We start from the raw sequence: 12538 nt of genomic DNA on the forward strand, positions 1-12538 counted from the left end.
GATTACCAAGTGATCAACGTTTTTCAATATCGCCTTTAACGGCAAGTAACGTATTAGGATCTCGCATTAATGCTCGAACATCTTTGGCATCTGCACAGCTCATCGCTTTAGCAGCGATAAGCTGACACGCTTGCTGATTTAAATGACGCACTTGATGCTTCACTTCTGGAATTGAAGGCACACTCACAGACAGTTCATCAATACCTAAGCCGACCAAAATTGGCACAGCATCTTTTTCGCCGGCCAATCCACCACAAATGCCAGCCCATTTACCTTTGGCATGCGCGGCCTTAACCGTCATATCGATCAGGCGTAATACAGCAGGATGCAATCCATCAGCAATGGCGGCTAACTTAGGGTGTCCACGATCAATCGCTAAGGTATATTGAGTCAAATCATTAGTACCAATGGAGAAAAAGTCGACATGTTCGGCCAACACATCTGCCATTACGGCTGCCGATGGCACTTCAATCATGATGCCAATTTGGATCCCACTAATATCGATAGCCAATTTTTCGGCTTCTTCTTTAACGACTTGTTTGGCCAACTTAAGCTCAAACAAAGACGCTACCATAGGGAACATAATGCGTAAGTTTCCTGCATCAGCCGCTTTCAATAGTGCGCGAACTTGTTGTCGTAATACTGCAGGCTTATCTAAACCAACACGGATACCACGTTCACCGAGGAATGGATTATCTTCTTTAGGCAAAGGTAAATAGGCTAACGGCTTATCTCCTCCTACATCTAACGTACGTACAACTAAAGGACGCTGTCCTAACGTTTGCAGTACCGCACGATAGACTTGTTCCTGATCATCCTCTGAAGGTGCAACTGATTGGTCTTGATAAAGGAATTCAGAACGCAATAAACCAACCGCTTCGCCTCCCATTTCAACTAATTTCTGGGCATCACTGACTTTAGCGATATTGCCGGCAATTTCAAATCGCACTCCATCTAAGGTAACGGCTGTCTCATCTTTGTGCGCGAAAGCCAAGGCTTTCTGCTGCTCAGCGACATTTTTAATCACATCAAGTTGCGCCATTTCAGCTTCAGTTGGCGACAATAATAGATAACCTTTTGTTGTATCGAGTAACACCTCAGTACCGTGCAAGGTCATGATCTTAGCTTCAACACCAGCCATAGCAGCAATACCCATTGCTCTAGCTAAAATAGCACTGTGGCTCGATGCCCCTCCTAAAGTGGTGCAAATGCCTTTAACAAATGCGGGGTTTAGTTTGGCAGTATCTGAAGGGGTTAAATCTTTGGCGACTAAAATGGTATTTTCAGGGAGTTCAGCCGGAATAGTATCTTGAGACAATCCCGCCATAATACGTGAAACTCGATTACCAACGTCGATAAGGTCTGTTGCTCGTCCTGCGAGTAATGGGTTGTCCATTCCAGCAAGTTTGTCCGCTTGGCGACAAATACTCTTACTCCAGGCATAAGGAGCCGACTTACCTTGCTGTAATTCAATAATACAGTCATCGTACAAATCAGGGTCTGACATTAGCTCTTGGTGGGCCACAAAAATATCGGCTTTTTGCCCCATATCCTTGTTATGCAGCTCTTCAACCAGTTCGACTAAGGTTTGATTAGCCACCTTCATTGCATCGTCTAAAGTTTGCTGTTCAATCTGCGCATCGTCGGCAAAAGTGTCAAACTTAGGCACTTCAGCTTTAATCACATATAAACGCCCTTTAACTTGACCGGGAGAGGCTTCCACACCAATAAGCTGACGTGGATCTTGGCTCGTTTGTAGTAGTAGTGATGGTTCGGAAAAAGGATCGAAGTCGCTTTCAACATTCTTAGTCACAAGTGAAGCATCGGCGCCCTCTTCACCTAAACCTGTGCTTATCGCCTCTGATAATGCTGCTATTGCTGCTTGCTGATCTTTACCTTTAGCGAGAATAACAATCTGCTCACCAAAAGCGATGTCTAACCCCATAAGACCAACCACACTACGAGCATTTACTTGCTTGCCTGCTTTATCAATCATCACGTCACAGTCAAATGCTTTAATCGCAGTGACAATGGCAGCAGCAGGCCGAGCATGAATACCGGTTGGATTAATAACCACTATTGGCGCAGAGCTAACCATGTCATCTGACTTTGTTACAGCACGAGTTGCCGCTGATACCTCAGCACTAAATAACAGATCGCCCGCGTTGACAAATTGTTCAGTCGTTGGTGTTAACGTAATAATTCTGCTCATATCCGTGAGCAGTATGACGGTACGCAAACTTTTTACACCGCAGCCCACTTTATCTAAATCCAGCTCAATCAGTGGCGTTTTAGCTTTTACTGCATCACCCACTTTCACTAATGCCGTAAATCCTTCGCCTTTCAACTTAACGGTATCTACACCTATATGAAGCAGGATTTCGATGCCTGTCGCCGTTAATAAAGTCACGGCATGCTTAGAAGGATGTATTTGAGTAACGGTGGCGTCACATGGAGCGTGAAGAATGTTTTCAGTAGGGTCTATCGCTAATCCATCACCCACCATCTTTTGGGAAAATGCGGCATCAGGAACCTGACTCAGTGGACAGCATACCCCCGTAAAAGGGGCCAGCAACTGAATTGTGGTTGAAGTTTTTTTATTCATTGGAACTCCGAATTAAACACTTAACTGCATAATATTAATGTATTTTTATTTTTTTTGCAGTGAAAATAGTAAAAATGAAAAGCTGCTGCTTACATTATTACCCACTACTCCCTTATCAATCTGACTATTAGCACAACTAAATGAACGTCTTTAAGGAGACCAACGATTACCACTCCTTAATGCGTAGGGACAACGATACCCTTTAGGTGAATACCTTAGTGATCTGGCACTAACTTACCAAAGGTAAGATGTGATGTCCCAACCAGATCTTCAAGATATGATATTGGTAACAAAATTACTTAATTGTTACCAATATCCCAAAAAGTTAACAATCACCAGTACAGATTGAAAAAAGTTTCCTCTGTATTTAGCCTGACGTTTATTCACCTATAATCGAATCTAAAACATGTAATAAAACTGTCTACTTATATTAGCGTTAATTTAAGTTATTTTAGAGTGCATGTTGTATTTCAGCTTTAGTTAAAATGCAATATCGCCTTTGAGAGTGACAACCCATGCATCATTATTCTCGCTGATACCACCTGGATTATGTATGTACTGAATTTCAGGACGAATAGCAGAATACTTAGTCACTTGAAATTTGTAATAGCTAGCAATGACCGTCTCTGTTTCCTGAATAGGCATATAAAGAGCATTATTGTCATTATAAAGTTGGGCGCTATCAGCCAAGCTATCATTCACATGCAGGTATTTAGCGGCTAAGCCCCATTTATCTGTCGGACGAGCAGCAAATGGACCTTGATAGCTCACGCCTAATGCCAATGATTTATCAACACTAGTGATATCTTGATCGTTTAACGTCCCCATAAGGAACACACTAACACCGCGGGAAGAATCACCATCTACAGCAGTAACCTGTTGCTCTGCAACAAAATAAGCGCCATCTTTACTGTCATGATGACGTGCTTTACCACCATCAATAATCAAGGGGTTACCATCTTGATTGTAGTAAAGATCATCACCGCCAACGGTATCATGCCAATAACCCAGTTTATAAGTACCGGGTAATTCATTGAGGTTAGGCATCCAAGCAAGCTCTACAGGAATCGTCATTCCCAGAGTGCCATGAGGACTGCCTAAATTAAGATTCTGACTATTTTTAAGCCAGCTTGGGTTCATTTGGTAAACCCCGGTCTTTACATACCATTCTGGCGCTAGCTGATACTTGACAACACCCGCCCATTGGCTAATAGGCCAGTTGTAAACCGTAGAATTAACATTACCGAATTGGGAACCACAGAATCCAAGATAAGCAAATTCGCATTGGAAAGCGCCAAATTCAGCACCAACATTCATACGGCCTAACTTAATATTGAGGTCGTCACTAAGCAGTTTTTGCTCATAATAAAACTCAGAAATACGGGTCACCCTACCGCGGCCAAACACTTCTATCGATTGCATTAACTGGCCGATTTCAGCTTTATCATTAATATTCTGGCTTTGCCCACCTCTATTGGTCAGTGCAAAGTGGAAGTTGGCATCGGACAAGTCTAATAATTTTTCAAGATCGAAGTTAACACCAAGAACGGTTTGATCGGCATAACTAGTGGCATGATGTTGTCCACCTGTTAAGTTACCTCCGGTTTCAAAGGTATAACCTAAGCTAACGTCGATACCGGCATTATGAATCTGGCTACGAATACCACCAATATCACCGAACAAATAGTTATCCGCGGAGAAATTGTCGGCTTGTACTGAACTACTGCAAATAAGTAACAACACTGAGGCTGTTGTGAGAGAATTTATACTTTTCATTGAATACTTCTTTTAGTCAATTGGAAAGCGCAATGCATCGTCAAAAATAAATGCACTATTTGATATAGCAAAATCGTTATTTTGTTTAAAAAAATAGTAATTACAAAACGAGAATACAGTAATAAATTTACACGCCAATCTGAATGTGTTGAATATGAGCGCGTGGTCTCATGTTGAAAATTGCCACTGTTCTTTCAGACATGCTTGAATTTAGTTGGCTTTTAGTTTGCATAACAAACAGTGTTTCTAACGCAATATAGATTCTAGTGGGAGCACATAGATGTACAGGATTGCCGACAATGGATGCGTTGGCAGAAAACTCACTTGGCAGGAGTGACAGGTGCTAGTAAGACGATATAGTCCAATATGAACACGGACTAATAAGTAATAAGATGGAGCGATGGAGCGATGGAGTAATAGCGAGTTTGCGGTTAGGAGTACCACTTACAAATAATAATGCGCAACCTTACATCTGAGGCCATATCATCATGCCAAAGTGTGGGTTTTAGTGTTCTTATTGCGGACGATATCGACTGATTAACATGAGCGATTAACTCACCAGCATAGGTAATAAAAGCAACCATCTGAGTAGGTTCATCTAGCGATTTGATTCGTTTTTGAAGATGCTAATAACATCAACATTGCGCCATAATGTACATAAAATTGCACTCCAGCACTGTAACGAGTGAACAAAGACTCTACATTTGTATCGAAAGGTAGAGTCTTTATCGCGTAAAAATTTGTCGAAGCAGATATGAGATTAATTAAACAGTAACGCAAATAAAGGCGCAGTGATAACCATGGCAATACCAGTAAAAATCATGGTTAAGCTAGCAATAACACCTTCCTCCCGCCCCATTTGATTTGCTTTAGCTGCTCCAGCACCGTGTGCCGACGCACCGAGAGAAATCCCCCTCGCTAAACTGCTTTTTATGTTGGCGGCTTTAAAAAGGGGCTCACAAATCAACATTCCCATAATACCTGTTACCAATACCAACATTGCGGTTAATTCAGGTATGCCGCCAAATGCACCTGTTGCTTCAATAGCAAACGGGGTTGATACCGATCTAACAATTAAACTGTGAGACAGCTCTGACGGCATATTGGTGAAATGGATAATCAACCATGAAGATCCAACACCCAAACATAATCCAGATAATACGCCAACACTTATGGTTAACGGATAACGTTTAATGAGTGCCCGTTCTCGATAAATGGGTACCGCAAATGCAATAGTGGCTGGGGCGAGCAAAGCAGGTAGCCAATGAGTAAACTGAAAGTAGTCGACTAATGGAATTTGAAATATAACCACAGTCGACAAAATGATAGTTGGCGCCAAGATAATAGGGGCAAACCAAATACGTTGTTGGCGTAAATAAAGCCGCTTGCTGATGTAATATCCTGCCAAGGTAAGTAATAAACAGAAAATGCCTAATAGTGAACCATTCATTTGGTGTATCCATTTTATCTAATGTTAAGGCGTTTTTATTTAAGCAGTGAACGCTGCAACGAAATGCTGTTTAGGCGTTGTTTACGTTCAAATTTAAATAACTTATCAACGATAAAAGCGGTTCCAACTAACACGCTGGCACTGGCCAATAACATGCAAACAATCAACTCTGCACCATAACTTTCTAGCAATGACTCATATTTTGTAATGGCAACAACTGGAGGAATAAAAAATAATAGTAAATCGCCAATTAACCAGCTCGAACCTTGTTTGACGACTTTCTCAGGGATCCATCGGCAAGACAATAATATCAACAATACGCCGAGGCCAATCACGCTTCCTGGAATAATCGAATGAACAGAATAAGCAACCCATTGACACAACCAAGCAAAGAAACATAGGCCGCTGACTTGGATGATTAAGGTTGTTTTGCACTTTAAAAAGGCACTATGACCAGTGAATAGAGATAACATTTAGTTTCACGCAATGGTTATTTAGTTGATATGCGCAGTTTACCCTTGCTTAATTGATAAAAAAAATGAATATTAATGATTGATTACATCACTTTTGGTTATGACATTGGATCTTAAAGCACTGCACTATTTCACTGAGGTTGTTAATGCTGGCGGCTTCGCCAAAGCTTGTCATTCGGCATTTGTGACTCAACCAGCGCTATCAAAAGCGATACGCTTGCTGGAAGACGAGCTTGATATGATATTGCTAGAACGCGGAAAGCGTGGCTCGCAAATCAGGCTAACTGAAGCTGGGAAAGTGGTTTATCACCATGCATCAAAGTTAATGGAAGGCCGTCAACTTATGATGGCTGAACTCGACAGTTTACGAAATTTAAGTGGTGGCTCACTAAAATTGGGGTTAGCCCCATTAGGCAGTGCAGAGTTATTTGCTCCTGTGATAGCTCAATTTAGACAACAATATCCTAGTATTGAGCTGCAATTATTGGTGCGCGGCGGTATAGAGCAAACGGCTGCCTTACACAAAGATGAAATAGAACTAGCGACAGGGATTATTGATTTCGATGATGAGTTTTGTGGTATTCGCATTCGCAATGAGTCAATGGTGGTTGTATTGCCCGCAGGGCATAAGCTCGCGTGTAAAGAAACGTTACAGTTAAGTGAGCTTGATCAACTAGCACAAGTGATGTTTGAACCAGAATACGCCTTATATGAGCTAGTGCTTGAAGCTTGTGCCAAAGCGGGATTTAAACCCAAAAATATTACTCGAGTCAGTCATGCTGACTTTGGTATTGCACTGGTAGCGGCAGGGTCTGGAGTAATGATATTGCCCAAAATTATTGCTGAACGATACCGGGTCGAAGCGGTTGTTAATATTCCCTTAGCCAGTGAAGATTTACGCTGGGAGTTATCATTGTTTTGGCGTAAACAGAAACATTTATCATTTGCGGCTCAAGCAATGATAAAGCTTATTAAGCAGCATTTAAGTCAGCTAGAAAACAAACCTCGAAACGAATAAACCAGCATTACGGTTTAAGTTGCATTAGCCACTAAAACCAAACAAATCATTTTTAATCTAATACAGTAAAATCGCTAAATAACCGTTGCGATAATACGTTGATGAGAACTAATAATCCAAAAATATCGCTGTGAGTGAATTTAATAATAAATCGGTTCTAGTTTGGTAAACATAACGATGTAATCAATATTGAAGTGTAAAAAATCATTGTGTCATTTCATTTTGCCTTTCATTAAATATGTACACCTTAATTAGGCTTTACAATAAAAACCAAACCCAAACACTTTAAAAACAAAAAGCATCACTACTGTTAATTTTTACACACACTTAATTACATTGAATAATAACTTAATCATTAGTAAACATTCTTAATCAATTAATATAACAAACCGATATCGTCACAGTGACTACACTGCGTAAAACTTTGATTATCATTTTGTTTTTTTATGATGTATGAGAAAATAATCACATATTGAGGTGCTCTTTCTATCCTCACTCATACTCTAAGTTCAGCTGAAAGTAGTTGTATTTATATACGTATTCCCATTCAACAAAATAGCAGTAGTAGCACTCCATATGAATTCATATTCACTAAAGAAAAAGATATTATTATCGGTTGTACTCGCTCTCACGGTTGTCATTATACTTTTATCGTGGCAAAGCTATTCCAGCCAAAAAAACTTACTATTAAAAAGTAGTGTCTATCAAGTAAGTCAACTTGGTAAGCAGCAAGCGTTGCGAATTGAAGGATGGTTAGCGGATCGACAGCGAGTTATCACCTCTGTAGCCACTAAAGTCGAAGGCGATACGCTAAATGCATTGCAGCAAGCACAAATCTCCGGAGATTTTCAGCTGACCTATTTCGGTAACAGTAATGGCGCAATGGTCGACTCAGATCCAAGTATTGACCGTACCAATTACGATCCAAGAACTCGTCCTTGGTACCATCAAGCGCAGCAAGCTCGTAGAGCAATTCTTACCAAACCTTATCTTGATGTCGCTTTTAATATATTAGTGGTGACGATGGCACAACCGACTCGTAATGGTGTCGTCGGTGGCGATGTATCAATTAGCAGTTTAGTCGATAGTATCAACGATATGTCACTACCGGCTAACGGTTATGCCATCATGATGCATAAAGACGGTACAGTCATTGCTTACAAAGACTCACGCAAGTTAATGGGCAAAATTACCGACATTGACGCTCAATTAAACAGCCAAAAGATTCAATTGAGTCGCCAGACAGAGCAATTGACGCCAGTCTATTTTGATACTGAAGGCAGAGACAAACTGTTATGGAGCGAAGAAATTCCAAACACAGATTGGCAACTCGTTTTTATACTAGATAAGCAAACATTAGAGGCTCCACTGACTAATTTAATGCTAACTCAATTAGGATTAGCATTATTAGTATTGATTATCAGTGTGTTATCTATTTCATGGCTGTTAAGTCTTTTACTTGGGCCATTAAGCCGAGTATCACAAGCCCTATCACGCATAGCAGACGGCAATGGTGATTTAACTCAACGTATTACAGTCGACAGTCAAGACGAAGTAGGCATGTTAGCAAACAGTTTTAACCGTTTTGTGAGTAGCCAACATCAGCTGATCAGTCATATACGTCAACTGGCGACCGAACTAGATGTCGATGCAGAGCATAGTTTGCTTACCAATCAAACAACAGTTGAAGAGTTACAACGCCAGCAACAGGAAGTGGCAATGGTGGCCACTGCCGTCACTGAAATGTCGAGCGCGACCCATGAAATTGCAGCCAATGCTGAAAGTACCGCTGCGGCAGCGCAACAATCAGCCCAAAGCAGTAGCCAAGGGAAAGGGTTGGTTGATAAAACTCGTACAACCATTAATTCATTGGCATCAGAGATCGATGAAACAACCACAGTGATTGGCGAGTTAAGTCGACATGCACAAGCTATTTCTAGCATTCTTACTACTATTCAGGGAATTGCAGAACAAACTAATTTATTGGCATTAAATGCGGCCATTGAGGCAGCACGTGCTGGCGAGCAAGGTCGTGGCTTTGCCGTAGTTGCAGATGAAGTTCGAGTGCTATCGCGCCGAACACAAGACTCTACTGCTGAGATTTACACCACCATTGAGACGTTGCAAAATACGACGAAACAAGCCGTTAGCTTGATGGATAGCAGTAAAGCGTTAGCGAATAATAGTGTTGATGATGTTAACGCTGCAGCACAAGCTCTAGAAGAGATCACTCAAGCAGTAAATGTGATTTCGGATATGGCGGGACAAATAGCCATAGCAGCAGAAGAACAAACGCAAGTCACTAACGAAATCACTAAAAATACTGTCGCGATTAAAGATGTCACCGATGAGATAACCTCATCTGCAATGACTCATTTAGACCAAGCAAAAATGCTCAAAGGCCGTGCAACCGATCTGAGTGATAAAGTCGCTACTTTCATTTTGTAAGCAGCACTATTGGTTTATTGAAGGCTTATTGGTAGGTAGAAATACCTGCTCAGTTGATGTTAACAATTTAAATCTTTGGAGGTAAAAACGCGTAAGTTTTTACCCTAAAAGTTTACGGTAAACATCAACATAACAATAATGAAAGCAATAAGTCATACAAAGAGAAAAGCTATTAAGCAATACATCACTATCTGCTAAGCATGTGCTGCACATACTTAGCAGATAGTGATATGGTATTACATTACTGAGTACTCATGAGTAACTTCATATCAGTAATTAAATTGGTCACAGAGGTATTATTTAGGCCATTATAAATACCGCGAATATGCCTGTTTTTATCGACTAACACTAAGTTTTCGGTATGTAAAAAATCTTCATTACTCACAAACTCACCTAAGTCTTCATTCGCAAAATAAGCATTGCGCGCTAATGCATAAATCTGATCTCGCTCGCCAGTCACTAAATGCCACTTTTGGGCTTCAATACCATTCTTCTGTGCATATTGCTTTAGCACTTTAACCGTATCGTTACCGGGTTGTATAGAGTGAGAAATGATAATGACATCGTCATCGTTCAAAAACTTACTTTGCACTTTAGACAATTGTGAACGCATGCGCGGGCAAATGCCTGGACAACTGGTAAAGAAAAAACTCGCCACATAAATTTTATCTTTTACCGTATCCAGAGTCACTGACTCGCCCTGTTGATCGGTAAAGTTAAATTCTGGAACTTGATGAAAATCAGCAAGCTCTGGGCTATCAGATTTAAACCAATGTGGGGTAAATTCAGCACTGCCATAATAAGGTAGTTCAGCCAGTTCTTGCTCACCATGCGGTACTGCCATTGCAGGTATAATAAACACCACTGCGAATACTCTAATCAGATTCAATAACATTTTCATCTTCTAATCCTACACACATATTTGCACGTTTAAGGCCAAATACTCGGCCGTTAATATATTGATAATTACTATAAAGCTTACCGTTGCGACGCCATGCTTGCTGCAGCCCAACTTCGAGTCCATTTTCGTAATTCATCTTTTTAAACAATTCACCCGTTGCATACCACTGCAGGGATACACCGTTCACTTTACCTTGCAGGTAAACAGACTCTGATCGCATATTGCCATTACTCCACCAGCTTCTGGTTGTGCCCTCAAGCACACCAGCACGATAATTGGAGTCAAACGCAAGGGTGCCATTGTCAAACCATTGTTTTAGAAAACCGTCTCGTAATCCTTGTTCAAAGTGCGCTAATTTCGCCATTTTCCCATTAGGATAATAAGTAACCGCATCGCCGGTAAAAGACTCTTTTTGGTATAATCTCAAACCCGTTGTGCGCGAGATACTAATATGCTGACTCAAAACCGGTCCGCTTGGTGCAGCAAATAGCTGCACATACATCAGTAATCCGCCTAAAAAGACGACAAATAACATTGCCCCATATTTAGCGAATTGCACTTGCTGTTCCTTGGTAATCGCCTGGGAACAAGATGTAATATGATCCTAAATAAAGCTCATTTTGAATGTGATAATGGTATTCAGCATCTTGAGCAAACTGAGTAATAGATGTGTGACCGCCTGATGCGTCTAAATCAGTTGGGTAAGTGCCTGTAGAGTTACACTTACGACCATACAAGAAAAACCCGTCTGCAATAACACCGATCAAATTGGAATCATCTTCAGAAAATGAGATAGGCTCTAAATGATAGTGATAACTTTGCGGTCCTGTATGTGCCCCGTTAAAATCAAGACTGCCAGCAGCGCCGTCAAGTGGAATACCAGGACCTTCTTCATCGTTATAAATAACCGCCCCACTCACTGCAATACCAATTGCCCCTAAACCCGTTGCAGAGGCTGATGTCGCTTGAGATGGGCTGATATCTACCGTTAACGTGTAAGTCCCCACAAAGTCATCAATGTAGCCGGGGGCCATTTTTGTGTAAGACGTCACGGTGGGTTCAACATGCAGTTTATTACTAGCAGACCAATAAGGCGATGTATGGTTTGGCATACCATTGGTTTCAATAACGACTTTAGTGCCGCTGAGCACCACATTGACGTTGTTATCATCAAACTCATAGTACGCAGTATGTAAAATGCCACAGCCTAAATCTTCTGTTCCCGTATCGATGCCAGTATCAGTTGAAGTATCGGTTGAACTGGTTGTATCGGCTACATCGGTGCTGTCTTCAGAACCGCCACAGCCTGTTAACCCCAAGGTTAATGCTAAGGTGATGGCAAGAGTAAGCGAACTTAAATTTGAAGGATGCATGTCATATCTCATAGGTGTAAATATAAGATAAAGCTTAACAATGAAATGTGCAGAAACTACGCAGAAATTATGAATAATCAGCAGTTTTGTATATACGAATGTTAATGAGGTTAAAAAGCCGCTTGGGATACCGTGGTGTGGTTTTCAGCAACGTTCATATATAAGCTTGGAGAAGTCGCTTGGTTTTCTGGTGTGGTTAAACAGCTTGGTGTCAATTTGATGATTTCAGTGATTATCTTTAGCTCCGGTTACGTATCAATGGAAGACTTGTGGGTAATGGGCTTTATTATGAGTGTTGTTAACTTAACTATTTGGGGTGTTGTCGGCGGACTTTGGTGGAAATTACTTGGTTACAGGTAAGATTGGGAGAAATAAAATCAGCCTGTGCTTAAGCCATATCGATAAAGCCAAAAATTGATTAAGCCGAAAGTTAATTAAGCTCAAAATTGATTATATTAACGCTGACAAATAACATGAGTGATTTGTCAGCGTTA

Annotated in this window: 10 protein-coding genes; 3 read left to right on the top strand and 7 right to left on the bottom strand. The window is 40.9% G+C overall.

Going from position 1 to position 12538, the window contains the following annotated elements; translation table 11 throughout:
* Positions 1–13 precede the first annotated feature (13 nt).
* The 4 genes from ptsP to EGC86_RS18435 all read right to left on the bottom strand — a co-directional run bounded on the left by ptsP (position 14) and on the right by EGC86_RS18435 (position 6304).
* The gene (ptsP, locus tag EGC86_RS18420; protein ID WP_207893060.1) at positions 14–2605 is read right to left on the bottom strand and encodes a phosphoenolpyruvate--protein phosphotransferase; all 2592 of its coding nucleotides are present in this window, start codon (positions 2603–2605) and stop codon (positions 14–16) included.
* Between the two features lie 480 nt (positions 2606–3085).
* Entirely contained in the window at positions 3086–4381 is a 1296-nt protein-coding gene (locus EGC86_RS18425) for a carbohydrate porin (RefSeq protein WP_123778523.1), read from the bottom strand.
* A 760-nt stretch (positions 4382–5141) separates the two neighbouring features.
* Complete coding sequence (locus EGC86_RS18430; RefSeq protein ID WP_102036316.1) at positions 5142–5831, bottom strand: LrgB family protein; 690 nt, start codon at positions 5829–5831, stop codon at positions 5142–5144.
* Between the two features lie 35 nt (positions 5832–5866).
* Positions 5867–6304, bottom strand: coding sequence for a CidA/LrgA family protein (locus EGC86_RS18435; RefSeq protein WP_102036317.1), 438 nt, complete (start codon positions 6302–6304; stop codon positions 5867–5869).
* Positions 6305–6410: 106 nt separating this feature from the next.
* On the opposite strand from EGC86_RS18435, the gene EGC86_RS18440 reads away from it, so the two are divergent.
* Together EGC86_RS18440 and EGC86_RS18445 are read left to right on the top strand one after the other, a co-directional pair.
* Complete coding sequence (locus tag EGC86_RS18440; RefSeq protein ID WP_123778584.1) at positions 6411–7322, top strand: LysR substrate-binding domain-containing protein; 912 nt, start codon at positions 6411–6413, stop codon at positions 7320–7322.
* Between the two features lie 576 nt (positions 7323–7898).
* Positions 7899–9770, top strand: coding sequence for a methyl-accepting chemotaxis protein (locus tag EGC86_RS18445; protein ID WP_123778524.1), 1872 nt, complete (start codon positions 7899–7901; stop codon positions 9768–9770).
* A 241-nt stretch (positions 9771–10011) separates the two neighbouring features.
* Here EGC86_RS18445 and EGC86_RS18450 read toward each other — a convergent pair whose 3' ends face one another.
* Genes EGC86_RS18450 through EGC86_RS18460 form a run of 3 tightly spaced genes read right to left on the bottom strand, consistent with a single transcriptional unit; the run spans position 10012 to position 12044 of the window.
* Positions 10012–10671, bottom strand: coding sequence for an SCO family protein (locus EGC86_RS18450; protein WP_123778525.1), 660 nt, complete (start codon positions 10669–10671; stop codon positions 10012–10014).
* Positions 10646–11230, bottom strand: coding sequence for a toxin-antitoxin system YwqK family antitoxin (locus EGC86_RS18455; RefSeq protein WP_245423183.1), 585 nt, complete (start codon positions 11228–11230; stop codon positions 10646–10648). Before EGC86_RS18455 ends, EGC86_RS18450 begins: the two co-directional genes overlap by 26 nt.
* Positions 11217–12044: a YHYH protein gene (locus EGC86_RS18460; RefSeq protein WP_123778526.1), complete on the bottom strand. Its 828-nt coding sequence runs from the start codon at positions 12042–12044 to the stop codon at positions 11217–11219. Before EGC86_RS18460 ends, EGC86_RS18455 begins: the two co-directional genes overlap by 14 nt.
* A gap of 135 nt (positions 12045–12179) precedes the next feature.
* Here EGC86_RS18460 and EGC86_RS20995 point away from each other — a divergent pair, with 135 nt between their 5' ends.
* Positions 12180–12404 (top strand): anion permease, encoded by a 225-nt coding sequence (locus EGC86_RS20995; protein ID WP_245423184.1) that lies wholly within the window; start codon positions 12180–12182, stop codon positions 12402–12404.
* The last annotated feature ends 134 nt before the right edge of the window (positions 12405–12538 follow it).

The sequence above is a fragment of the Shewanella frigidimarina genome (genome assembly GCF_003797125.1).
GTDB classification, from domain to species: domain Bacteria; phylum Pseudomonadota; class Gammaproteobacteria; order Enterobacterales; family Shewanellaceae; genus Shewanella; species Shewanella frigidimarina.

Excerpts from the sequence above, each read along its gene's own strand:
- ptsP (WP_207893060.1), bottom strand. The coding sequence starts at position 2,605 with ATGAATAAAAAAACTTCAACCACAATTCAGTTGCTGGCCCCTTTTACG.
- EGC86_RS18425 (WP_123778523.1), bottom strand. The coding sequence starts at position 4,381 with ATGAAAAGTATAAATTCTCTCACAACAGCCTCAGTGTTGTTACTTATT.
- EGC86_RS18430 (WP_102036316.1), bottom strand. The coding sequence starts at position 5,831 with ATGAATGGTTCACTATTAGGCATTTTCTGTTTATTACTTACCTTGGCA.
- EGC86_RS18435 (WP_102036317.1), bottom strand. The coding sequence starts at position 6,304 with ATGTTATCTCTATTCACTGGTCATAGTGCCTTTTTAAAGTGCAAAACA.
- EGC86_RS18445 (WP_123778524.1), top strand. The coding sequence starts at position 7,899 with ATGAATTCATATTCACTAAAGAAAAAGATATTATTATCGGTTGTACTC.
- EGC86_RS18450 (WP_123778525.1), bottom strand. The coding sequence starts at position 10,671 with ATGAAAATGTTATTGAATCTGATTAGAGTATTCGCAGTGGTGTTTATT.
- EGC86_RS18460 (WP_123778526.1), bottom strand. The coding sequence starts at position 12,044 with ATGCATCCTTCAAATTTAAGTTCGCTTACTCTTGCCATCACCTTAGCA.